Source organism: Streptomyces sp. NPDC057099 (genome assembly GCF_042671245.1).
Taxonomy (GTDB): Bacteria; Actinomycetota; Actinomycetes; order Streptomycetales; family Streptomycetaceae; genus Streptomyces; species Streptomyces purpurascens.
On record NZ_JBHUTX010000009.1, the window covers coordinates 63,060 to 85,677 of the forward strand.

Here is a 22,618-nt window from a genome sequence, read left to right on the forward strand (position 1 = left end):
GAAGTGCGAATCAGTGGAACATGCGCAGGAACAGCTCTCGACCGGCGGGCCTGACCAGCCCGCCCGGCGGCCCGGCGAGACCGGGACCGCTCTGGAACTTTTGGTCCACGGCGTGGGAGGCACCACGCCGCAGGACATGCTCAACGATCCTCGGACGGTGCGGATCACCGGCGACAACATCGCGGCGGTCTTCCGCCGCGCCGACGACGTCGACGCGGAGACCAGCCCAGACGCCCACCGCCGCGACGGCCCGGTGCCCGAGGCCTACGTCTGGTGCAACCTCACCTCCGGCAACGGCACCCGCGCCCTGTGGCTGTTGCTGCTGCCGTTCATGGTCGTCAACCTCGCCCACTGGATGCGCCCCACCGCCAGCGGCCGAAGACGCACGGTGCGCCTCTACGGCCTCCTGGTACGGCTGGCCGGGCTCACCCTGACGGTGCTGCTCGTCGCGGCGGCCTGCGAGGTCGCCCTCGACCTGGCGGCCTGGCAGTGCGCGGGCACCCTCGCGTGCGCCGACCACCACTCCTGGCTGGGCTTCCTCTCGCCCACCGTCTCGGACGGCGGCTGGTGGAGCAGCCCCGGCCGCAGGCTCGCCCTCGCCGCCTTCGTCCCCACCACCCTGACCGCCCTGCTGTGGTACCTGTCCAAGCGCACCTGGAGCGACTACGAGTCCCAGCAGCCGATCGACCGCGCCCCCGAGCCCGACGAGGACGGCAGCCCGACCGCGCTGGGCCGGCCCGGGTTCTGGTACGGACGCCGGCTGGTGGCCCGGCTGCGCGCCGCACACACCGCCGCCGGACTGATCACCGTCGCGGCCGCGGTCGCCAGTGCCGCCGCCCGCCGCGACCGTGAGCCCGGCGGCCCCGCCGTACTGAACCTCCTGGGCCTGCTCCTGGAGGCGGCCCTCGCGGCCTGTGCGGTCGCCGTGGTGTGGGTCGTGTGCCGCCGGGGCCGCAGCGAGAGGCGCCTCGACCGGGAGCTCGACGAACGCTTCGTACGACGCCTGCCGCTCGCCGCGCTCGTCCTGCTCGGCCTCGCCCTGCTGTACGCCGGGTGGGAACGCCCCGGCTGGGAGTCGGCCGGGCGGCTGCCGGGCGACATGACCTTCGGGGGTATCGCCCTGGTGCAGGGGCTGCTCGTGATCGTCCTCGCCGTCGTCGCCCACACCCTGCACCGCACCGACCCCGACCGGCGGGCCGTGCTGCGCGGTCTCGGCGGACCGGCCGTCGCGATGCTGGCCTGCGCCCTGGGCGGGGTGATGTCCGGCGGCGTGGCCCAGCGCGTGTCCGACTGGCTGGACGGCACCGGCGCGTCGATCGACGGCCCACCGGTCCTGCTGACCTGGCAGGCGTCCGTCATCCCGCCCCTGATCGTGGTGCTCCTGGTGCTCTTCGGCTGGCTGGGCCGGCGCGCCTGGCAGCTCGCCCGCGCCGAGCGCGAGGCCGTGGCACGCGACTACCCGGACGAGGCCCAGGACCGCGCCCGGACCCGCCGTATCGCCTACACCCGCGCGATGGCGGCGCTCACCGACCGGGGACCCCGCATCGTCGCCGTCACCTCCGGCGTCACCCTGCTCCTCGGCGCCGGGGCACTGGTGGGCGCCCTGAGCACCGACGAGACACCCGGGGAGGCCGCGCAGGGCTCCTACCCCGTCGTCCACGGCGCCGCCGAGACCGCCCAGGCCCTCGGCTCCTGGCTGATCGGCCTCGGCTTCATACTGTTCGTCACCTGGGGCCGGCGCGCCTACAAGGACGCGGCGGCCCGCCGCACCATAGGCATCCTCTGGGACGTCGGCACCTTCTGGCCGCGCGCCGCCCACCCCTTCGCCCCGCCCTGCTACGCCGAACGCGCCGTGCCCGACCTGACCTGGCGGATGGCGACCTGGACCCGGACCACCGGCGGACGGCTGGTCATCTCCGGGCACTCGCAGGGCAGCGTGCTCGCCGCCGCCGCGGCCTGGCAACTCGCCCCCTCCGCCCGCAAACGAGTCGCGCTGCTGACCTACGGCTCCCCGCTGGAACGCCTCTACGGCCGCTGGTTCCCCGCCCACTTCGGCCCCGCCGCGCTCGGCTCACTGCACCGGGAGGTCGACTGCTGGCGCAACCTCTACCGGCTCACCGACCCCATAGGCGGCCCGATGCGCCTGCCCGGCGACCGCGGCCACCAAGTCGACCACGGCCCCCTGAAGGACCCACTCGCCTACGGCCGCACGGACCCGCTGCCGCTGCCCGCACCGATCCTCGGCCACTCCGGCTACCAGGCCGACCCGGCGTTCGCCGAGGAACGCCGCAAGCTGCTGGCCCGGCTGCGGCCGGGCCTGCCGACCCCTCGGCAGCCAGACGGGCCGCCCTGCCCGGGTCCGGAGGAGGATCCTCAGAGCAGCTCGGGCAGGTCCTCGGCGTAGAGCAGCGTCAGGTCGTCCTTGCTCGGCTCCGCGACCTGGGCGACGCGGCTCGCGTGCCGCTCCACCATCGCCTCGAACGTCTGCCGCGCGGTACGGCCGTTGCCGAACGCCGGGCCCTTGGGGAGCTCCGTGAAGTACTTCCCCAGGGCCTCGGCCGCGCCCTGCGCCAGCCGGTACTCGTGCTCCTCGGCCTGCTGATCCACGATCCGCAGCAGGTCCTCGGGGCCGTAGTCGCTGAAGGTGATGGTCCGCGAGAAACGGGACGCCACACCCGGGTTGACCGACAGGAAGCGCTCCATCTCGGCCGTGTAACCCGCCACGATCACCACGACCGCGTCCCGGTGGTCCTCCATCAGCTTCACCAGCGTGTCGATGGCCTCCTTGCCGAAGTCGCGGCCCGCGTCCTCGGGGGACAGCGCGTACGCCTCGTCGATGAACAGCACACCGCCGCGCGCCTTCTCGAAGGCCTCCTGGGTGCGGATCGCGGTCGAGCCGATGTGCTCGCCCACCAGGTCCACCCGGGACACCTCGACCAGGTGGCCCTTCTCCAGCACACCGAGGGAGGCGAGGATCTCGCCGTACAGCCGCGCGACCGTCGTCTTGCCGGTGCCGGGGGAGCCGGTGAAGACCAGGTGCCGCTTGACCGACGCCGCCTTCAGGCCGGCCTGCTGCCGGCGTCTGCCGACCTCGATCATGTCGGTGAGGGCCCGCACCTCGCGCTTGACGCTCTCCAGGCCCACCAGCGCGTCCAGTTCACCGAGGACCGCCTTGGAGGTGCGGGACGGCTCCTCGGGCTCCACGGCCGGGGCCGGGGGCTCCGGTTCGGTGCGCTGTCCCGGGAGGGCGCCGAGCAGACCGGGGGAGTGGCTCACCGTCTGCACGGCCGTCTCCCGCGCCGCGGGCGCCCGGAGCCCCGCGCTCTCGTCGCTGGTGCAGTCCTCCACCACCGGGCCCGTTCCGGATGCCGCGTCCGCGCCGCTGTCCGCGAACTCGTAGCCGCCGCGCGTGCACCGCTCCGTGCGGCACTTCCTGAGCGTCGTACGGCTGCCGTCGATCACATGGAAGCCGTAGCCGCCGCTGCCCGTCACCCGGCAGTTCTGGAAGCTGCCGCGGCCACCTGCCGAGACATAGACCCCGGCCTCAGCGGGGGAGTCGATGGTGCAGCGCTCCACGGTGGGGTCGGCGCCCTTGGTGACGATGACGCCGGTCTGGGTGCCGTCCAGCGTGCAGTTGTTGAGGGTGCCGCCGCTGCCGTGGTCGCGGAACCAGGCGCCCGTCGCCGTGTCCCGGATCCGGCAGTCGTCGAGCTGGGCGGTCGCGCCGTCGCTCACCGACACGGCCGTGTTGCGCACCTGCGACAGGTCGCTGTCGACGACGTCCGCGCGCGAACCGCGGTCGAGGACGAACAGCGCGTCCGGCACGTCGTGCACCCGGCACGAGTCGAGCACCGCCGTGGCTCCGTCGCTCACCCACACCGCCGGGTAGTCGCCCGTGCTGTCGAAGATCTCGCACTGGTTGGCGTCCACTCGCGTGCCCGGGTCCCACACCGACAGGCCGTTGCGCCCGAACTGCCGCACCGTGGTGCGCGTCAGCGTGAGGACCGAACGCGAGCGCAGGTCGACCGCGTTCTCCGGGATGTCGTGGATTCGGCAGTCGGCCAGCGTCAACACGGCGTCGGTGTCCAGCGTGACACCGTCGGCCGTCGTCCGGTGCACATCGCAGTCCGTGAGGTGCGCGGTGGCCCGGCCGGTGATCTGCACCCCGCTGCCACGGACCTCGTAGATCTCGCAGCCCACCGCCTCCAGCGCCGAGTTCTCCCCGGTCGCCGACAGCCCAGAGCCCGAGGTGTGGTGCACCCGGCAGCGCTCCAGACGGGGGTGGGCGCCGCCGCGCACCGCCACGCCCGCCTGGCCGGCCGCGACGACCTCGCACTCCTCGAACAACCCGCCCGCGCCGTCGAGTACGGCGATGCCGACGCCCGCCGGATTGTCGACCGCGCAGCGCCGGACCGTGGGCCGGGCGTTGCCGCGCACCTCGATCCCCGCCGCCGAGCGCGTGACGACCCGCACGTCCCGCAGCTCCGGCGTGCCCTCCTCCACCAGGACGGCCGGGGCGGCCGAGTCCTGGCCCTCCACGTGCAGGTCCTGCACCACCGCCGAGGCGCGCACGGTCAGCGGCACCCCGTCCACGGGCGCGATCCGTACCGAGCCGGGGGAGCCCTCGGGTCCTCGCAGGGTCACCGCGCGCTGCACGACGAGGTTCTCCCGGTAGGTGCCGGGGGCGACGGTGAGGACGTCTCCGTCGGCCGCGGCCTCCAGGGCAGCGGCGAGCGATGCGTACTCACCCGTGCGGCGCCGCCACCGCGACGTGCCGGTGTGCGTCACCTGGACCGTGCCCTGTGCCATGGTGTAGCTGTGCCCCCACCTCGGTCGTACTGATGGCTCGTTCGCCCTCGGGGCGCTTCAGCCCGTGTCGTGAGTCGCGGCCGTGCTCGGCCTCTCGGGCCTGCGCGCGCACGCGGCAGCGACACCGGCGCGCCCCTCCTGCTCGCTCGCGCGCGGGTTGTGCCGATCGTCTCGGCCGGACCACCGTAGCGTGCGCGCGGGTGGTGGGTTGACCAGAGTCGGAAGGCCGTCTCAGCTGCCGGTGCCCGTCCTGCCCCAGTCCGGGCCCGCCTTGTCCCATGCCTGGTCCCAACGGGCGTACCTGCGGCGGACCATGCGCCAGACGATCAGCCGCCTGCCGCCCTCGACGAGGCCGCCTGCCGCCAGGGCCGCGCCTATGCCGCCGAGGACCGCGTGCGTCGACGCCGTCGCGGAGTCGAGCGGGCGGGCCACCATCCGGCCGTGCCGGTCGGTCCATATCCGGAACTCGTCGCCCTGCCGCGGGTCCTTGAGGCCCGCGAGGACCGGGCCCTGGTGCGGGGTGCCGTCCGGGGCGGTCCAGTCGGCGAGGACGCGGTTGCGCAGGTCCCTGCCCGTCGAGGTCTCCGGGTCGGCGTCGAGCGGGGAGCGGTCCAGCTTGCGGACCACCGTGGCCGTCACAAGATGCCGTGCCTCGTGCTGTGTCCGGACGGACTGCTGCAGCGTGTCCTGGGCGGCGCCTCCGACGAGGGATCCGGCCACCGGGGCGAGCAGGAGGATCAGCAGCAGGGCGGTGAGCGCCACCCAGGCCTCGGCCAGATCGGTCGCGCGGCACAGCGGATTGCGCCGCCAGCGCCAGAGTCCGCTGATCGCTCGCACCGACCGCACCCCCTTCCCGCTCCTGGATAACCCACCGCGGAGCCCTCCACGCCCGGACCCGTCCAAGAGAGAGCCACATCACCTCTCACGGGTCTCTCATGAATTTCTCACACAAGGCCAACGCCCGGGCCCGCGACGGGGTTCCCGCCCCGGTCGGAGACCTCCTGCCCGTGCTGCTCGAGGATCCTGACCGGGTCCCCGACCCGGATCGTGCCCCGGGACAGGGGCACCAGATTCTGTCCGAAGACCAGCTTGCCGCCGAGCCGCCGGTGCCGCCCGAGGCTGTGCAGGGGCTCGCGGCCGCGCTCGCCCGTGCCCTGGTCGGTGGTGGTCACCACGCACCGGCCGCAGGGCTTCGCGACCCGGAAGGACACCGCCCCGATGGCGATGCGCGACCACGCGTCCTCGGCCCAGGCGGCCGTGCCCGCCACGACCACGTTCGGCCGGAAACGGTTCATGGGCAGCGGGCCCTCGCCCGCGTGGTCGCCTTGCGCGATCAGGGTGTTGAGAGCGTCGAGCGAGGCCGTCGTCGTGAGCAGCAGCGGGAAGCCGTCGGCGAACGAGACGGTCTCGCCGGGCAGCGCGTACTCCGGGTCGACGGGGCGGCGCGTGGCCGGGTCGGGCATGTACACGAGACGGGCACCGATGCCGAGGAAGGCGCTGCACCAGGCGTGCGCGGACTCGTCCTCGGCCGGGACCGCCTCGACCTTGTCGCGGAAGATCTGCACCGGCACCGTGCCGAGGGGCCGGGGAACGGGCACCGTCAGCGGCTCCATGCCGGGCGCGGACAGCCGGACGCCGCCGTCCGGCAGAAGCTCTGCGGCGGCGGACACGAGGCGCGGCTGCTGGCGTTGCGTGACGACCTTTCCCCCGTCGTCGATCAGCACCCAGCGCCGGTCTCCGGCCAGCCCCCAGGGCTCTACGACGGCCTTCCGGGGCGCCAGGCCCCGGACCGCCTTGACCGGATGGACGTGGATCGAGTGCAGATGCGCGTTCCCCATGGGGTCATCGTGCCAGCCGGTACCGACAACCCCCGGGAGCGCTCAGTACCCGCGGTACTGCTGGTTGTTGTACGGGTCCTGATAGGGGGCCGGTGCGGGCCGGGGAGCCGCGGGGCGCATCGCCTCGTAGCCCCCGCCGGGCGCCGCCGGGCGCGGCTGCTGCGGCTGAGGGCCGGGATAGCCGCGCGGTGCGGAGGCCTGCTGCGGGATGTACGCCGCGGGCGCCTGCTGGAGCGGGGCGGGCTGCTGCGCCTGCGGATAGCCGTAGGCGGGCTGGGAGGGGGCTGCCGGCAGAGCGGGCAGCGCCGACGGAAGAGCGGGCAGGTTGTTGCCGGGCATGTCGTATTGCGCGGGGACCCGGATCGGGGCGATCTGCGGGGTGCCCCGCTCGGCGACGAGCCTGTCGTAGATCGGGGTGTCCGGGAAGGAGGCGGAGTAGTAGCCGCCGCCATAGGTGGAGCGGGGGGAGGTCATGCCACATAAGTTAAGCCAACGATGTGCTGGTTGGGGAGACCGATAAGAGGGTTGTTTTCCGCGTCGCCAGTGACCTGGGATCCCCAATGCGAGCGAACTCGCCAAAAAAGGGCACCGAACAGGGTTCTGATCCTGTAAAGGCCGAGTTCCGGGCCGGTTACCAGGGGTTGGCCAGGGGTCTCCCGGTGGCGGCGCATGGGAGTTCGCGGCCAGGAGGAATAGGTTGTGCGAACGGAACTCGACGGACGGCCGGGATGTGCCTGGCGCGGTGATACGCGATGGGGGCGGACATGCAAATGCTGAAAGGTTCAAACACTCCTGTGCCGACCGCGGCACTGCGGGTGGAATTGGGCTGGCGGACCGGGCCGGGCGTACCTGACGCGGACGCCTCCGCTTTGCTGCTGGTAAGCGGGAAGGTGCGTTCCGACGCGGACTTCGTCTTTTACAACCAGCCCGCGCACTCCTCCGGCGCCATCCGTCACGAGGGCAAGCGGAACACCGACGGCCGGGTGACCGACGCGCTCCTCGTCGACCTCACGCGCGTGGAGTCCTCGATCGAGACGGTCGTCCTCGCCGCCTCCGCCGACGGCGGCACCTTCGGACAGGTCCCGGACCTGTACATCGAGGTCCAGGATGCCGGCCGGAGCACTCCGATGGCCCGCTTCGACAACCCGGGCGCGACGACTGAAACCGCTTTCGTGCTGGGTGAGTTCTACCGCCGCCAGGGCGCCTGGAAGTTCCGCGCCGTCGGGCAGGGCTACAGCAGCGGGCTCGAAGGGCTGGCCACCGAGTACGGCATCACGGTGGACGAACCGCAGCAGACGGCCCCGGTCGCGGCACCACCCATGGCCGCCGCCCCACCGCCCGCCGCACCCCCGGCGCCCCCGCCCTCGCCGATGACGCGACCGGCGGCCCCGCCCCCGCCCGCAGTGCCTCCGGCCGCACCGGCACCGGTCCGCCTGACCAAGGTGACGCTCACCAAGGCAGCCCCCTCCGTCTCGCTCACCAAGCAGGGCGGCACCTCCGGCGCCCTCCACGTGAACCTCAACTGGGAGGTGCGCAAGCAGTTCTCGGGGTGGAGCAGCAAGTTCGGTCGCCCGGCCGCGATGCACTCCGACCTCGACCTCGACCTCTGCGCCCTGTTCGAACTCACCGACGGAAGCAAGGGCGTCGTACAGGCCCTCGGCAACGCCTTCGGAGCGCTGCACCAGCCTCCGTACATCCACCTCGACGGCGACGACCGCACCGGCGCCGTGGCGGCCGGTGAGAACCTCACCGTCAATCTCGACCACAAGAACGCCCTCCGGCGCATCCTCGTCTTCGTCACCATCTACGAAGGCGCCCGCTCCTTCGCCGACCTGAGCGCCACCGTCACGCTCCAGCCGCAGCACGGCGCCCCGATCGACTTCTCCCTCGACGAGTGCACGGTCCCCTCGCCCGTGTGCGCGCTCGCCCTGATCACCAACACCGGCGGCGATCTGGTCGTCCAGCGGGAGGCGCGCTACCTGGTGCCCGAGCGCGGGGTCAGCCCGCAGCGCACGGTCGACCACGCCTACGGGTGGGGCATGAACTGGACCCCCGGCAGGAAATGACCGCCCTTCCCACCGGCGGCCGTCAGCCCTCGTCGGGCACGGCCTCCGGACGGGCGTAGGTGCGGCCCTTCCAGGCCGCACCGCGTCCCCGGTAGTGCTGCACCGCCGAATCGACCGTCATGAGGAGATAGAGGAATGCCGTGAACGGCAGCAGGGGAGCGAGCCACAGCGGCTGCCGGTAGTAGCGGAGCATCGGGACATACGTCCCCGCCATCACGAGCCACGCCAGTCCGCCGGTGATCGCCGCCGCCGTGCTCCCCGCGGCCAGGCCCACCACGGCCGCCACCGGCGGCACCAGATACACCAGCGCCAGCCCCGCGACCGTCCCGGCCAGCAGCAGGGGGTTGTGCTGCAGCTGGGCGTACGCGCTGCGCGACACCATCCGCCACAGGTCGTGCAGCAGCGGATACGGCCGCACGCTGTCCACCCGGTCGGCCAGCCCCAGCCAGACGCGCCCGCCACCGCGCTTGACGGCCCGTGCGAGAGCCACGTCGTCGATGACGGCATGCCGGAACGCGTCCGGGATCCGCACCCGCTCGGCGGTCTCCGCCCGCACCAGGACGCAACCACCGGCCGCGGCGGCCGTCCGTGTCCCCTCCCTGCCGATCCGGCGGAAGGGGTAGAGCTGCGCGAAGAAGTAGACGAAGGCCGGCACGACAAGACGTTCCCAGACGCTCTCCACCCGCAGCCGGGCCATCTGCGAGACCACATCGAACCCTCCGGCACGGGCAGCCGCCACCAGCTCCCGCAAACTGTCCGGCGCATGCGCGATATCGGCGTCCGTCAGGAGCAGATACTCGGGATCACGCGCGCGTGCCAGGTCGATGCCGTGGCGCACCGCCCACAGCTTCCCGGCCCAGCCCGGCGGCGGCTCGCCCGGCGAGCCCACGGTCAGCGGCAGGCCGCCGTGACGCCGCGCCAGTTCCCGCGCGAGATCACCGGTGCCGTCGGAACTGCCGTCGTCGACGAAGAAGACCTCCGCCCGCCCCGGGTAGTCCTGACGGAGCAGGGAGGGCAGGGCGGCGGGCAGCACCGCCGCCTCGTCACGGGCCGGGACGACGACGCACACGGACGGCCACACGTCCGGGTCCCGGCGCTGCGGCAGTCGCACATCCGTGCGCCAGAAGAAGCCCTGACAGAGCAGCAGCCACAGCCAGGCGAGAAGTGATCCAGCGGCAGTCCACACAACGGCGCTCACGCGCGCAGTCTGCCCCACCGGGCCTGCCCGAGAAGGGTCATCGTCTATCGTGATCGGGTGAAGATCGCGCTCATGGACTCCGGAATCGGTCTGCTGGCGGCCACCGCCGCGATGAGGCGTCTGCGCCCCGACGCCGATCTCGTGCTCTCCCTCGACCCCGACGGGATGCCGTGGGGACCTCGGACCCCGGAGGACCTGACCGCGCGGGCCCTGGCCGTCGCCGAGGCCGCCGCCGCGCGCCGCCCCGACGCCCTGATCGTCGGCTGCAACACCGCGACCGTGCACGCGCTCACCGCCCTGCGCGCCCGCCTTGAACCGGAGCTCCCGGTCGTGGGCACCGTCCCGGCGATCAAGCCCGCCGCGGCCGGCGGCGGGCCCATTGCCATCTGGGCCACCCCGGCCACCACCGGCAGCCCCTACCAGCGGGCCCTGATTCGTGACTTCGCCGGCGGAGTACCGGTCGCCGAGGTGCCCTGCTGGGGCCTGGCCGAGGCCGTGGAGCACGCGGACGAGGCGGCGATCGACGCCACCGTGGCCGCGGCCGCCGCGCTGACCCCCGATGAGGTGACGACCGTCGTCCTGGGCTGCACCCACTACGAACTGGTCGCTGAGCGCATCCGGGCCGCCGTCCAGCGCCCCGGCCGCCCGCCCCTCGTGCTGCACGGCTCCGCGGGCGCCGTCGCCGCCCAGGCCCTGCGTCGGCTCGGCGAGCAGCCCGCACCGGGCGCCCCGCCCCACGGCACCCTGACCGTTCTGCTGAGCGGACGCGAGGGCACGCTGCCCGCGCCGGCCCTGGCGTACGAGGAAGGGCGGATACTCCAGGCGGTCACGCCCGCCGGCTGACCGGCACCGGCCACCGACCGCCGTCGCCCGTGCCGGAGGGCCCGCCCGCCCGGTCGGCGCAGTCACGCTCCGCCACCGGGTACCGGCGGAGCGAAAGCTGAGTAACCTCATATGCATGAGGGACCACCCCCACGGCGAGAACGCCCCCCACGCGCACCCCGATGTCTGGACCGGCCGTGCCACCAACCGGGTCCAGTGGCTGCTGGCGCTCGTCGGCGCCGCCTGCATGGCGCTGGGCATCGAGCTGGCCGTCGACTCGGCGTGGACGTCCGGTGCCCCGCTCGTCATGGCCGTCGTCGGGTGCATCGCCGCCGGGCTGCTGGTCCTCTTCGGAACCCTCGCCTTCGTGCACGTCGCCCTCAGGGTCGACGACGAGCACCTCGAGGTGCGCTGCGGCCACATCGGCCTGCCCCGCCGCCGTATCCCGCTCTCCCACGTGGCAGGCGCCACGTACATCCCGCATGTCACCCCCCGGCACTGGGGCGGCTGGGGCTACCGATGGCGGCCCGAGAAGGGCACCGCGGTGGTCGTACGACGGGGTGAGGGCGTCGTGCTGGAGATGTGGGACGGCCACACCTTCACGGTCACCGTCGACGACGCGGAGGCGGCCGTCCAGGTGATCAAGGCCCGGCTGCGGCCCACGAAGCCGGGCGCTCCCGCGCACTGAGCGCCGTGGATCGCCGGCCGTGATCACCGGGGCGGCCGGTCACCAGGCAGGGGTGCGTCCGGCGCGCGGTTGGGTGTCCGGGGCGCGGGTCGACGGTTCGTCGGCCCAGGGGCGTGCCGTGGCCGTGCCCGCCAGCAGGCCCGCACCCACCGACACCGCGGTGAAGCTCAGCGCGTTGCCGATCGCCGCGATGGCGGCGAGGGCCGTCAGGGTCGCGCCCGCGGTGAGCACCACCGGCGTCGGGCGCGGGCCGCGCCACAGGGCGTACAGCACCCAGCCGAACGCCGCCGCCATCAGGGCCACGCCGACGATGCCCTGCTCGGCCGCCTGCTGCAGGGGCGCCGAGTGGGGCTTGCCGTCGGACAGCAGTGACTGGGCGGACGTCGTGCTCAGCTCCCCGAAGCGGCCCGGGCCGACTCCCAGGGCGGCGTTTTCGCGCAGCAGGTGCCACGCGTCCTCCCAGAGCTGTACGCGGTGCGGCGTCAGCCGCCCTTCCAGGGCGGCCACGAGCCCGCCCGGTACGGCCCGCGCGGCGACCGCCCAGGCCAGGCAGGTCACCAGGGCGGCGACCGCGGCCAGTACGGCGAGGCCGGCGCCGCGGTGACGGGTGCGTCCTGCGGCGAGCGAGCACAACAGCACCGCGAGGCAGGTGACGCAGCCGGTGGCCGAGCCGAGCACGGCCGCCAGCACCGCGGTCCCGGCGGCCAGCAGGCGCAGGGCGATCCGGGCGGCCGGAGCGGCGGCGGCCCAGGCCGCACAGCACGCGGCCCCTGCGGACAGCGTCAGTACGGCCGCCGTGGCCCCGGCGTGTCCCAGGGGAGCGGTGATCTGCGGCCCCGGAGCAAGGTGCGGAACGGCCACGGTCAGCGCGACACCCGCCAGCGCCCCGGCGCAGGGCGCGCCGACCGGCAGCAGCGCCCCGCCGATCCGCCCGGCGGCGTACCCGGCCGCCACGGCCAGCACCGCGAGGAGCACACCCTCGGGCCGGCCCTCGTGCACCGCGGCGGTGATCAGGGACCAGCCGGCGCAAGCTCCCAGCACCACGACGCCCGCCGCATCGGAAACGATTCTTCTCTCGCCGTCCGCGTCCAGCCCGGACGCGGACGTCAGCCCACGTGAACCCACCCCGCCCCGCCCCCCGCACCACGTCGCCCCCGACCTGTGAAGACCCCGGCCGCACGGGCCGCCACGGGCCGCACGACTGAGGCTTCGGCACACCGTAGCCGCTGGTGGACGGTTTGTGGATGTGTCGTGACGAAATGAGCAGGAACGATGCTGCGGACGCGGGGCGACGCCGCGCGTGGCCGTCCGCACGGCGTGGTGCCGCCGCCTCGCGGACCGCGCTGTCGGCCTCAAGGTCATGCGCCTTAGACTCCGGGAGTGACCGTCACCGCAACCTCCGTCGGCGAGTCGGACCAGTTGGAGCCGCGGAACGCGCCCGGGGCGCGGACCTGGGCCCGGCGTCTCGTTCCGCCCGCCACAGCCGCGCTCTCCGGCCTGCTCCTCTACGTCAGCTTCCCGCCCCGCACCCTCTGGTGGCTGGCCCTGCCGGCCTTCGCCGTCTTCGGCTGGGTGCTGCGCGGCCGGAACTGGAAGGTCGGGCTGGGCCTCGGCTACCTCTTCGGCCTCGGCTTTCTGCTGCCGCTGCTGGTGTGGACCGGAGTGGAGGTCGGGCCGGGCCCCTGGCTCGCCCTGGTGGTCATCGAGGCGGTCTTCGTCGCACTGGTCGGCGCGGGCGTCGCGGCCGTGTCGAAGCTGCCCGGCTGGCCGGTGTGGGCAGCCGCTGTGTGGATCGCCGGAGAGGCGGCACGCGCGCGCGTGCCGTTCGAGGGCTTCCCCTGGGGGAAGGTCGCCTTCGGGCAGGCCGACGGCGTGTTCCTGCCGCTCGCGGCGCTGGGCGGTACCCCGGTGCTCGGCTTCGCAGTGGTCCTGTGCGGCTTCGGTCTGTACGAGGTCGTCCGCCTGGCCGTGGAGACCCGGCGGACCGGGACGGTACGACGCGCCGCAGCGGCCCTGGGCCTGCTGAGCGTGGCCGTCCCGGTCGTGGGCGCCGTGGCGGCCCGGCCGCTGGTCAGCGACAAGGCCGAGGACGGCAGCGTGACCGTCGCGGCGATCCAGGGCAACGTGCCCCGCGCGGGCCTCGACTTCAACTCCCAGCGCCGGGCCGTGCTCGACTACCACGCGCGCGAGACGGAACGCCTGGCCGCGGAGGTCAAGGCCGGCAAGGTCGCCCGTCCCGACTTCGTGCTGTGGCCGGAGAACTCCTCCGACATCGACCCCTTCGCCAACCCCGACGCCCGTGCCGTGATCGACAAGGCGGCCAAGGCCATCGGCGTGCCCATCTCGGTCGGCGGCGTCGTCGAGCGCGACGGCAAGCTCTACAACGAGCAGATCCTGTGGGACCCGGCGAAGGGACCCGTCGACACCTATGACAAGCGTCAGATCCAGCCGTTCGGCGAGTATCTGCCGCTGCGCTCGTTCATCGGCGCGATCAACAAGAACTGGACCGCGATGGTCCGCCAGGACTTCAGCCGCGGCACCGAGCCGGGCGTGTTCACCATGGACGGCGCCAAGGTCGGCCTCGTCACCTGCTACGAGGCCGCCTTCGACTGGACCGTGCGCTCCGAGGTCATGGACGGCGCCCAGATGATCTCCGTGCCGAGCAACAACGCCACCTTCGACCGCAGCGAGATGACCTACCAGCAGCTCGCCATGTCCCGAGTCCGCGCGGTCGAGCACAGCAGGACCGTGACGGTGCCGGTGACCAGCGGCGTCAGCGCGATGATCATGCCGGACGGGAAGATCACGCAGAAGACCGGCATGTTCGTCGCCGACTCACTGGTACAGAAGGTGCCGCTGCGCTCCTCGCAGACCCCCGCCACGCGGCTCGGCATCCTGCCGGAGATCGCCCTCGTGCTGGTCGCGGCCGGTGGTCTGGGCTGGGCCGTCGGCGCCGGTCTGCGCGCACGACGCGCCGGTGACGTGTAGCCGTACGCCCGTCGCACGCTGCCTGAATCGCGCGGGACACCTCGACCGGCCGATTAGGGTCGTTGCCATGGCTACTCCTGACTTCATCCGGACCCTCCGCGCATCGGCCGGCCATCAGCTGCTCTGGCTCCCCGGAGTCACCGCCATCGTCTTCGACGACGAGGGCAGAGTGCTGCTCAACCGCCGGTCCGACACCGGCAAGTGGTCCGTGATCGGCGGCATCCCCGACCCGGGGGAGGAGCCCGCCGCCTGCGCCGTGCGGGAGGTCCACGAGGAGACGGCCGTGCACTGCGTCGCCGAACGGGTCGTCCTCGTCCAGGCGCTCCACCCCGTCACGTACGACAACGGCGACACCTGCCAGTACATGGACATCACCCTCCGCTGCCGGGCCGTCGGCGGGGAGGCGCGGGTCAACGACGACGAGTCGCTGGACGTCGGCTGGTTCGACATCGACGCCTTGCCCGAACTGAACGAGTTCGGCCTGCTCCGGATCAAGCAGGCTGTGTCGGACACCCCCACATGGTTCGACCCCACTGCCCCCAGCTGAACTATGGGGCGTGACCACATGGGGTGGGGCAGGGGCGCTTCCTAAGGTCGACGCATGACCGCGCCCCGTGTCTCCCCGGCTCCCCACGCCCCCTCACTCGATCTCGGCGGCCGCACCGCGCTCGTCACCGGGGCCGCCGGCGGCATCGGCCGCGCCTGCGCGCTGCGGCTCGCGGCCGCCGGGGCCAAGGTGAGAGCCGTCGACCGGGACGCCTCGGGCCTGGAGACGCTCGCCGAACAGGGCCACGACCTCGCGGGCACCGTGGAACCGCACGTCCTCGACCTCACCGACCTGGACGCCGCCGAACTCGCCGCCGCGGGCACCGACGTCCTCGTCAACAACGCCGGGCTCCAGCTGGTGCGCCCCATCGAGGAGTTCCCGCCCGACGCCTTCCACCAGGTGCTCACCGTGATGCTGGAGGCACCGTTCCGGCTCATCCGCGGTGCGCTGCCCCACATGTACGGACAGGGGTGGGGGCGCATCGTGAATGTGTCGTCCGTCCACGGGCTGCGCGCCTCGGCCTACAAGTCGGCCTATGTGGCCGCCAAACACGGGCTGGAGGGACTCTCCAAGACCGCCGCCCTCGAAGGCGCACCCCACAGTGTCACCTCGAACTGTGTGAACCCCGCCTATGTACGCACCCCACTGGTCGAGAAGCAGCTCGCCGACCAGGCGCAGGCGCACGGCATCCCCGAGGAACGCGTCCTGTCCGAGGTGCTGCTGCAGGACAGCGCCGTCAAGCGGCTCATCGAACCGGAGGAGGTCGCCGAGGCCGTGGCGTATCTGTGCGCTCCGCAGGCGTCCTTCGTGACCGGCACCTCGCTCGTGCTCGACGGCGGCTGGACCGCCCATTGACTTCGGTGTCTCGCCGGTCCGCGAGTTATCCACAGGGCTGACGGGACGGCCCGGTCATGGTGAATCCTGTGAGCATGTCCAGCGATCACGTGCAGTCAGCCGAGCGCTCCGCCGGCGCCGCCGAAGCGCCGGCGGCCGAAGCCGGGGTGCCTCCGGCCGACGCCGAGACGCCGTTCCTCGAGCTGCTGGCCCGGGGCGCCTCCGCCGACGCCTATGAGCAGCCTGTGCTGCTCGCGCGCGCCGAAGGCCGGTCCGAGGAGTGGATCGCCGCGCTCCAGCGGGCCAAGCCGCTCGCCCTGCGCGTGCGCTCGGAGCTGGAGGGACGGCGTCGACGCGAGGCCGAGCTGTCCGCCCTCTTCGAGACCGCCCACGACCTCGCCGGACTGCGCGACCTCGACGCCGTGCTCCAGGCGATCGTGCAGCGCGCCCGGTCGCTGCTGGGCACGGACGTCGCCTACCTCAGCCTGAACGACCCGGCGAGAGGCGACACCCACATGCGGGTCACCGAGGGCTCGGTCGCGGCCCGGTTCCAGCAGCTGCGGCTCGGCATGGGGGAGGGCCTCGGCGGCCTGGTCGCGCAGACCGCCCGCCCCTACGTCACCGACGACTACTTCAAGGACGACCGCTTCCAGCACACCCTCACCATCGACGCGGGCGTGCGGGACGAGGGGCTCGTGGCCATCCTCGGTGTGCCGCTGATGCTCGGGCACCACGTCATCGGCGTGCTGTTCGCCGCGGACCGCCGTGCCCGGGTCTTCGAGCGCGAGCAGATCGCCCTGCTCGGTTCCTTCGCCGCCCTCGCCGCGGCCGCCATCGACACCGCCAACCTGCTCGCCGAGACCCGGTCGGCCCTCGCCGACCTGGAGCTGGCCAACGCGATCATCCGGGACCGCAGCGGCGTCATCGAGCGGGCCTCCGACGTGCACGACCGGCTCGCCGAACTGGTCCTGCGCGGCGGCGGGGTGCACGACGTGGCCGCCGCGGTCTCCGAGGTCCTCGACGGCACGGTCGTCTTCGCCGAGGCCGCCGCCACCCCGGCCGAGGCCCTGGAGTCGTCCCGCGCGGACGGGCACGCCGTGCGGTTCGAGGACGACTGGATCGCCGCCGTCGCCGCCGGCGGGGAACTGCTCGGCGCCCTCGTGCTGCGGGGCCACCCGGGGCTCGACCCCGTCGACCAGCGCACCCTGGAGCGTGCCGCCATGGTCACCTCCCTGCTGCTCCTCGCCCGCCGCTCCGCCGCCGAGGCCGAACAGCGCGTACGCGGCGAACTGCTGGACGACCTGCTGGACGCCCGCGACCGTGACCCGCGCCTGCTGCGGGAGCGCGCGGCCCGCCTGCACGCCGACCTCGACGCCGTCCACGTGGTGCTGGCCGCGCGTCTCGAAGGCGGCGCGGCCGACGCCGACCAGGAGGCGGACGCCCGCAGACGCCTGGCGGCCGCGGCGTCCCACCTCGCCGCGACCCGGCACGGCCTGGCCGCCGCGCGCGACGGAGGCACCGTCCTGCTGCTGCCCCTCGGCCCCGGCGACAGCGCGACCGACCTGGCCCGCCGAGCCGCCCGGCAGCTGGGCACAGCGGTCCACACACCGGTCACCGTCGGTGCCTCCGCGCCCGCCGAGGACCTCGCCACCCGCACCGACACCGTGGGCACGGCCTACGCGGAGGCCCGGCGCTGCCTCGACGCCCTCCGGCTGCTCGGCCGCTCCGGGGACGGGGCCGCCGCCGAGGACTTCGGCTTCCTGGGGCTGCTCCTGGCCGGCGACCGGGACATCCCCAGCTTCGTCGACCGCACCATCGGCCAGGTCGTCGCGTACGACCGACGACGCGGCACCGAACTGCTGCGCACCCTCGACGCGTACTTCGCCTGCGGCATGAGCCCCGCCCGCACCAAGGACGAGCTGCACGTCCATGTGAACACGGTCGCCCAGCGCCTGGAACGGGTCGGCCGCCTCCTCGGCGACGACTGGCAGACCCCGGCCCGCGCCCTGGAGATCCAGCTCGCCCTGCGTCTGCACCGGTTGTCGGAGCCCGGACAGCACTGACCCCCGTACGTGACCGGCACGGACGTACGGGGGCTGGGCCGACAGATCCCGGAGGGTCAGATGGTCCGGGCGTCCGCCGCCGGGGCAGCCGTCGTCCGGTCCGCGTCGGCGTCAGGGGCGACATCGGCCAGGTCCCGGTGGCGGGTCTCCTTGGCCGCCGCCACTGCGACGACCGTGAGCACGGCGGCGGCGATGACGTACAGGGCGATCGGCGTGGAGCTGCCGTAGTCGGCCAGCAGCGCGGTCGCGATCAGCGGAGCGGGCGCGCCCGCCGCGACCGAGGCGAACTGCGCGCCGATGGACGCTCCGGAATAGCGCATGCGGGTCGCGAACATCTCGGAGAAGAACGCGGCCTGAGGGGCGTACATCGCCCCGTGCAGCACCAGCCCCACCGTGACGGCGAGGATCATGTTGCCGAAGCCGCCGGTGTCGATCAGCGAGAAGAACGGGAACATCCACAGCCCGACCCCCACGGCACCCACCACATAGACGGGACGGCGTCCGATCCGGTCGGAGAGTGCGCCCCACGCCGGGATGACCGCGAAGTGCACGGCCGAGGCGATCAGCACCGCGTTGAGCGCGGTCTGCTTGGAGACACCGGCCGAGGTGGTGGCGTAGACGAGGATGAACGCGGTGATCACGTAGTAGCTGATGTTCTCCGCCATACGCGCGCCCATCGCGATCAGGACGTCGCGCCAGTGGTGCCGCAGCACTGCGACGAGCGGCAGCTTCTCCGCCTCCGCGGCCCGGTCCGCCTTACGGGCCTCGGCCTGCGCCAACGCCTGCTTGAAGACAGGCGATTCATCGACAGACAGACGAATCCACAAACCGACGATCACCAGCACCCCGGAGAGCAGGAACGGGATCCGCCAGCCCCAGCTGCCGAACGCGGCGTCCGACAGGACGGCCGTCAGCAGGGACAGCACACCGGTCGCGAGCAACTGCCCCGCCGGCGCGCCGGTCTGCGGCCACGAGGCCCAGAACCCGCGCCGCCGAGCGTCCCCGTGCTCCGACACCAGCAGCACGGCACCGCCCCACTCACCGCCGAGCGCGAACCCCTGGATCAGCCGGAGCACGGTGAGCAGAACCGGTGCGGCCGTCCCAATGGTGGCGTGCGTCGGCAACAGCCCGATCGCGAAGGTCGCCCCGCCCATCAACAGCAGGCTCAGCACCAGCAGCTTCTTGCGCCCGATCCGGTCGCCGTAGTGCCCGAACACCAGCGCGCCGAGGGGCCGGGCGGCGAATCCGACCGCGTACGTCAGGAACGACAGCAGCGTGCCGACGAGCGGGTCGGAGTCCGGGAAGAACAACTTGTTGAACACGAGCGCGGCGGCCGAGCCGTACAGGAAGAAGTCGTACCACTCGATGGTGGTGCCGATGAGGCTGGCCGTGACGATGCGTTTGAGGCTGGCGGGGGGTGGGGGAGCGGTCGCGGGGGAGGTCATCGGCACCACTTCCAGGCGGTTGGCGGGGACGGTTGTGTGTCGCCATACCGTAGGAATCCGCAGGTCAGTGGCGTATGTGGTGGGACACCATAGTTCTGGGGGCGGGAGTGCGTGGGGGCACCATGCTGGCGCTGGCGGAGTGTCTGTGTGGGCCTCAAGTGGCTATTGGCATGGTGAACCGGTGCATGGCCCGGAGCCCGCGAGCGATCACTGGGGGCAGAGAGTCAGGGAAGCCGATTGCCTGCCTAGCGGCGCCGCACCCTGGTGCACTGAGGGCTACCGGCTCGACAACGCTCATTTTGACCCGCCGACCTCGCATGTGACCCGCTCGCCGAGGTAGGTGCCGCGAGGCAGGGTGCGTTGACGGCCACCACCCGCCCCACCAAGCTCGGCCAGCCCTCCACCCGCTGCGGGAAGTGAACGGACGTGTCATCCGCTCATCCGCATCGGCCGCGAAGCCTTATGGTGCCTGCGCGCCTCGATCGGGGTACGCCCAGGACGCGTTCGTCGGCGTAAAGCACAACTCGACCTTGTCCCGCTTCGCCCAGCGCAGGATGCGCCAGTTTCGGCGTGGCCTCCCCACCGAAGAGTGGAATCGGCTACTGGTTCCTCGCGTACACCTTCCCGTCTGGCATGGCAGAGCCGGCCCCACTACCGCGCTTGAGTTCCCACGGTGGTGGCGAAACAAATGGTGTAGCCACAGCGCCGGAGCAGCAGGGTGCTGCGTGGCAGGGGCTGATGGGATGCCATGGCCATCCCCCCCCGCGTGATGGGGGGGGGGATCGTCGGCGGGACGGGCGGCGCTGACCATGGCCGGCGCACACAGAATGCAAAGAGTCAGTAAAGCTCCGGGATTCCTGACCGGTGGCCCATGTCCCTCTTGTGCAACTACCCGCCAGCAGGGCGCAGGCGGGAGGGTGGGCCCTTTGAGAATCCGCTGGCTTCGCCCCCGTGCTGCGCGCTGTCTCCAAGGAGCCCAACACATGAAGTTCACCAAGACGGTGCTCACTTCGCTTCTGGGCGTCGGCCTGGCCGCATCGGGCCTGCCTCTCGCGTCCGCGTCCCCCGAGGTATCGAGCGACCCAGCCGATCGGTCGGCCACCGACCTCTACTCCGTGGGCAAGGACGACCGGTTTGACGCCGACGAGTTCATCAAGTCCGTTCTGAAGTAGGCCCTGGAGAAGAAGGAGAACGCAGGGAAGAAGGAGAACGCGAAGAGCTCGGCTGCCATCACCGTCCACCTACAGCGCCAAGAACGCCCGGCACTTCCGTGCCCAGATCAAGCGCAGCGCCGCCACGCGGAACGCGGCAGTGGACAACGTGAAGTTGAAGGAGGGCAGCAACCCGGACTTCACCTACGAAGGGGGCAATGACCCCAGAGCTGTGGGCGAATGGCTCGGAAGCCGTGACCCCGGGACTCGCCGCGGACAGCCACTGATCCACCAGGACCGGCGTGTGGAGAGCGCAGACACCCTGGACGCGCTGAACCTCCACTCCCTCTGACCACCACACCGACGCCCACAGCTTCCCCATACAGGGCGCGGCCGGAGGGAGCGCCACCCCATCCGGCCGAAGGCGCGGTCGATGCACCAGGAGCGATCCGCACCTCCGGCCGGTTGCCGCTATCTTCCCCACATCTGCAAGGAATCCATCATGAAACGCGCACTGTCATTCCGTCATGGAGCGATCACCGCCGGCGCCACCGCCGCCCTCGCCGCCTTCCTGCTGAGCGGCATCGCCGACGGCGCCCGAGCGAGCGTCTCCGGTCCGTCCACCACTCCCCCGAACGTGAACGTCTCTGCTGTCATGGGCCACCTTGGCAAGCTCCAGTCCATAGCGGACGCCAACGGCGGCAACCGGGCCCATGGCACCCCCGGCTACAAGGCTTCCCTGGACTACATCAAGAAGGAGCTCGACCAGGCTGGCTTCACCACCTCTGTCCAGGAGTTCACGTTCGACGGAGCGACGGGCTACAACCTCATCGCCGATTGGGGAAGCGGAACCAGCGGCAAAGTGGTGATGGCGGGCTCGCACCTCGACTCGACTTCCGAGGGCCCCGGCATCAACGACAACGGCTCGGGTTCCGCCGCGATCCTGGAGGTCGCGCTGGCCGTGGCCAAGGCCGACCTCAAGCCCAGCAAGCACCTGCGATTCGCCTGGTGGGGCGCCGAGGAGCACGGCATGGTCGGCTCGAAACACTACGTTCAGAACCTGAACTACGGCGACGAGTCGACCATCGACTCCTACCTGAACTTCGACATGATCGGCTCGCCCAACGCCGGGTACTTCGTCTACGACGACGACACCGGTCTGGAGAAGGTCTTCACCGACTGGTTCACGACCAAGAACATCAAGACCGCCCCGGAGACCGAGGGCGACGGCCGCTCGGACCACGCGCCGTTCAAGGACGCGGGGGTGCGGGTCGGCGGCCTGTTCTCCGGCGCAAGCCATGAGAAGACTTCCGAGCAAGCAAAGGCATGGGGCGGAACGGCGGGCGAGCCTTTCGACCCGTGCTACCACCAAGCCTGCGACAAGGACGCGACCATCAACAAGAAGGCGCTGGACCTGAACACCGACGCCATCGCCAACGCGATCTGGAAGCTCAGCTCCTGAGGAGTACCTCCGGCAAGCCGGGCGCCTGCGAGCCCGGCTTGCCCCACACCGCCTCGCATGTTGTCGAAGACGATGCGGCCTACCGAAGCAAATCGTCTGCCGTCCATGGTGACGGTGACGGTCGCCTTGTTCCCTCTCCCCGGCTTGAGGGTCATGTCGGACCACGCGAAGATGCGATCGGTGCGACCTCTATGCGAACTACCGTGCGGTCAGCGCTGTAGTCGTCGAGTACGTCTCCTCGGTGCGGGCCCCCGGCCGATTACTGGCGTCGCCTGTCGCTGAACCACACCACCGTCCCGCGCCTCTTCACGGAGCTGCTGGAGGCCCTCGGCGATCTTGAAGGGCTCTGCGGAGGAGTGGGACAGGGACATATGGCGGCCGGATCGACTCCGATCAAGCGCTACGTACGGCTGCGGCTCGCGCGCACGGAACTGCGGTCGGCCGCGTGCGATCTCCACGACTGCGTCCTTTCTCCAGGTTCCGCAGGCCCACCTACAAGTACGTGAAGGAGCACGGGCGGCACGGCCTCGCCTGATTGGCGGCGCAGGCACCCGAGAAGACCCCGAAATGGTTGAAGCAACTGCTCGCATGGTGGCGGGCGTCCGCTCCGCAAGTTCGGCAAGCAAACGGTCGATGGGTTCATGGAGCGGTGCTGCGCGGCGGGGAAGACGATCCGGGCCGGGCATCGTCTTGGCCGACAGGGCTCA

18 protein-coding genes are annotated in these 22,618 nt (G+C 72.2%); 11 read left to right on the plus strand and 7 right to left on the minus strand.

Annotated elements, in window-relative coordinates; genetic code table 11:
• Window positions 1-13: 13 nt before the first annotated feature.
• Entirely contained in the window at window positions 14-2,404 is a 2,391-nt protein-coding gene (locus ACFT4A_RS15095) for a hypothetical protein (protein WP_382829880.1), read from the plus strand.
• Here ACFT4A_RS15095 and ACFT4A_RS15100 read toward each other — a convergent pair.
• The 4 genes from ACFT4A_RS15100 to ACFT4A_RS15115 all read right to left on the minus strand — a co-directional run bounded on the left by ACFT4A_RS15100 (window position 2,374) and on the right by ACFT4A_RS15115 (window position 7,121).
• A complete protein-coding gene (locus ACFT4A_RS15100; protein WP_382829883.1) occupies window positions 2,374-4,809 on the minus strand; it encodes a right-handed parallel beta-helix repeat-containing protein in 2,436 nt (811 codons plus the stop codon). The two genes, ACFT4A_RS15095 and ACFT4A_RS15100, sit on opposite strands and share 31 nt — an antisense overlap.
• 231 nt (window positions 4,810-5,040) lie before the next feature.
• Entirely contained in the window at window positions 5,041-5,646 is a 606-nt protein-coding gene (locus ACFT4A_RS15105; protein WP_382829885.1) for a hypothetical protein, read from the minus strand.
• Window positions 5,647-5,753: 107 nt separating this feature from the next.
• Entirely contained in the window at window positions 5,754-6,647 is an 894-nt protein-coding gene (locus tag ACFT4A_RS15110) for an MOSC domain-containing protein (RefSeq protein WP_382829888.1), read from the minus strand.
• Between the two features lie 42 nt (window positions 6,648-6,689).
• Complete coding sequence (locus ACFT4A_RS15115) at window positions 6,690-7,121, minus strand: DUF6643 family protein (protein WP_382829890.1); 432 nt, start codon at window positions 7,119-7,121, stop codon at window positions 6,690-6,692.
• A 296-nt stretch (window positions 7,122-7,417) separates the two neighbouring features.
• Here ACFT4A_RS15115 and ACFT4A_RS15120 point away from each other — a divergent pair, with 296 nt between their 5' ends.
• Window positions 7,418-8,713: a TerD family protein gene (locus tag ACFT4A_RS15120; RefSeq protein WP_382829893.1), complete on the plus strand. Its 1,296-nt coding sequence runs from the start codon at window positions 7,418-7,420 to the stop codon at window positions 8,711-8,713.
• Window positions 8,714-8,735: 22 nt separating this feature from the next.
• Here the strand turns inward: ACFT4A_RS15120 and ACFT4A_RS15125 are convergent, their stop codons facing one another.
• Window positions 8,736-9,929 (minus strand): glycosyltransferase, encoded by a 1,194-nt coding sequence (locus ACFT4A_RS15125; protein ID WP_382829896.1) that lies wholly within the window; start codon window positions 9,927-9,929, stop codon window positions 8,736-8,738.
• Window positions 9,930-9,968: 39 nt separating this feature from the next.
• Between ACFT4A_RS15125 and ACFT4A_RS15130 the strand changes: the two genes are divergently transcribed.
• The gene (locus ACFT4A_RS15130) at window positions 9,969-10,754 is read left to right on the plus strand and encodes a glutamate racemase (RefSeq protein WP_382829898.1); all 786 of its coding nucleotides are present in this window, start codon (window positions 9,969-9,971) and stop codon (window positions 10,752-10,754) included.
• 115 nt (window positions 10,755-10,869) lie between these two features.
• Window positions 10,870-11,421 (plus strand): hypothetical protein, encoded by a 552-nt coding sequence (locus ACFT4A_RS15135; RefSeq protein ID WP_382829901.1) that lies wholly within the window; start codon window positions 10,870-10,872, stop codon window positions 11,419-11,421.
• Window positions 11,422-11,460: 39 nt separating this feature from the next.
• On the opposite strand, the gene ACFT4A_RS15140 is transcribed toward ACFT4A_RS15135, so the two are convergent.
• Window positions 11,461-12,465, minus strand: a complete 1,005-nt coding sequence (locus ACFT4A_RS15140) for an O-antigen ligase family protein (protein ID WP_382829904.1) — start codon at window positions 12,463-12,465, stop codon at window positions 11,461-11,463.
• 336 nt (window positions 12,466-12,801) lie between these two features.
• Between ACFT4A_RS15140 and lnt the strand changes: the two genes are divergently transcribed.
• From lnt to ACFT4A_RS15160, 4 genes are all read left to right on the plus strand, one after another.
• The gene (gene lnt / locus ACFT4A_RS15145) at window positions 12,802-14,409 is read left to right on the plus strand and encodes an apolipoprotein N-acyltransferase (RefSeq protein ID WP_382829906.1); all 1,608 of its coding nucleotides are present in this window, start codon (window positions 12,802-12,804) and stop codon (window positions 14,407-14,409) included.
• A 67-nt stretch (window positions 14,410-14,476) separates the two neighbouring features.
• Complete coding sequence (locus ACFT4A_RS15150; protein WP_382829908.1) at window positions 14,477-14,956, plus strand: NUDIX domain-containing protein; 480 nt, start codon at window positions 14,477-14,479, stop codon at window positions 14,954-14,956.
• Window positions 14,957-15,010: 54 nt separating this feature from the next.
• On the plus strand, window positions 15,011-15,811 hold the full coding sequence (locus tag ACFT4A_RS15155; RefSeq protein WP_382829911.1) for a 3-hydroxybutyrate dehydrogenase: 801 nt from the start codon (window positions 15,011-15,013) through the stop codon (window positions 15,809-15,811).
• 74 nt (window positions 15,812-15,885) lie between these two features.
• Complete coding sequence (locus ACFT4A_RS15160) at window positions 15,886-17,853, plus strand: helix-turn-helix domain-containing protein (protein ID WP_382829914.1); 1,968 nt, start codon at window positions 15,886-15,888, stop codon at window positions 17,851-17,853.
• Between the two features lie 56 nt (window positions 17,854-17,909).
• Here ACFT4A_RS15160 and ACFT4A_RS15165 read toward each other — a convergent pair whose 3' ends face one another.
• On the minus strand, window positions 17,910-19,298 hold the full coding sequence (locus ACFT4A_RS15165) for an MFS transporter (protein ID WP_382829917.1): 1,389 nt from the start codon (window positions 19,296-19,298) through the stop codon (window positions 17,910-17,912).
• A 983-nt stretch (window positions 19,299-20,281) separates the two neighbouring features.
• Between ACFT4A_RS15165 and ACFT4A_RS15170 the strand changes: the two genes are divergently transcribed.
• The 3 genes from ACFT4A_RS15170 (at window position 20,282) to ACFT4A_RS15180 (ending at window position 21,911) form a co-directional block, all read left to right on the plus strand.
• Window positions 20,282-20,470: a hypothetical protein gene (locus ACFT4A_RS15170; RefSeq protein ID WP_382829920.1), complete on the plus strand. Its 189-nt coding sequence runs from the start codon at window positions 20,282-20,284 to the stop codon at window positions 20,468-20,470.
• A gap of 52 nt (window positions 20,471-20,522) precedes the next feature.
• Window positions 20,523-20,801, plus strand: coding sequence for a snapalysin family zinc-dependent metalloprotease (locus tag ACFT4A_RS15175; RefSeq protein WP_382830267.1), 279 nt, complete (start codon window positions 20,523-20,525; stop codon window positions 20,799-20,801).
• A gap of 150 nt (window positions 20,802-20,951) precedes the next feature.
• Entirely contained in the window at window positions 20,952-21,911 is a 960-nt protein-coding gene (locus ACFT4A_RS15180; RefSeq protein WP_382829923.1) for a M28 family metallopeptidase, read from the plus strand.
• Window positions 21,912-22,618: the final 707 nt, after the last annotated feature.

Coding starts and splice junctions, on each gene's coding strand:
- ACFT4A_RS15100 (WP_382829883.1), bottom strand. CDS start 4,809: ATGGCACAGGGCACGGTCCAGGTGACGCACACCGGCACGTCGCGGTGG.
- ACFT4A_RS15110 (WP_382829888.1), bottom strand. CDS start 6,647: ATGGGGAACGCGCATCTGCACTCGATCCACGTCCATCCGGTCAAGGCG.
- ACFT4A_RS15115 (WP_382829890.1), bottom strand. CDS start 7,121: ATGACCTCCCCCCGCTCCACCTATGGCGGCGGCTACTACTCCGCCTCC.
- ACFT4A_RS15120 (WP_382829893.1), top strand. CDS start 7,418: ATGCTGAAAGGTTCAAACACTCCTGTGCCGACCGCGGCACTGCGGGTG.
- ACFT4A_RS15135 (WP_382829901.1), top strand. CDS start 10,870: ATGAGGGACCACCCCCACGGCGAGAACGCCCCCCACGCGCACCCCGAT.
- ACFT4A_RS15150 (WP_382829908.1), top strand. CDS start 14,477: ATGGCTACTCCTGACTTCATCCGGACCCTCCGCGCATCGGCCGGCCAT.
- ACFT4A_RS15155 (WP_382829911.1), top strand. CDS start 15,011: ATGACCGCGCCCCGTGTCTCCCCGGCTCCCCACGCCCCCTCACTCGAT.
- ACFT4A_RS15160 (WP_382829914.1), top strand. CDS start 15,886: ATGTCCAGCGATCACGTGCAGTCAGCCGAGCGCTCCGCCGGCGCCGCC.
- ACFT4A_RS15165 (WP_382829917.1), bottom strand. CDS start 19,298: ATGACCTCCCCCGCGACCGCTCCCCCACCCCCCGCCAGCCTCAAACGC.
- ACFT4A_RS15170 (WP_382829920.1), top strand. CDS start 20,282: ATGAAGTTCACCAAGACGGTGCTCACTTCGCTTCTGGGCGTCGGCCTG.
- ACFT4A_RS15180 (WP_382829923.1), top strand. CDS start 20,952: ATGAAACGCGCACTGTCATTCCGTCATGGAGCGATCACCGCCGGCGCC.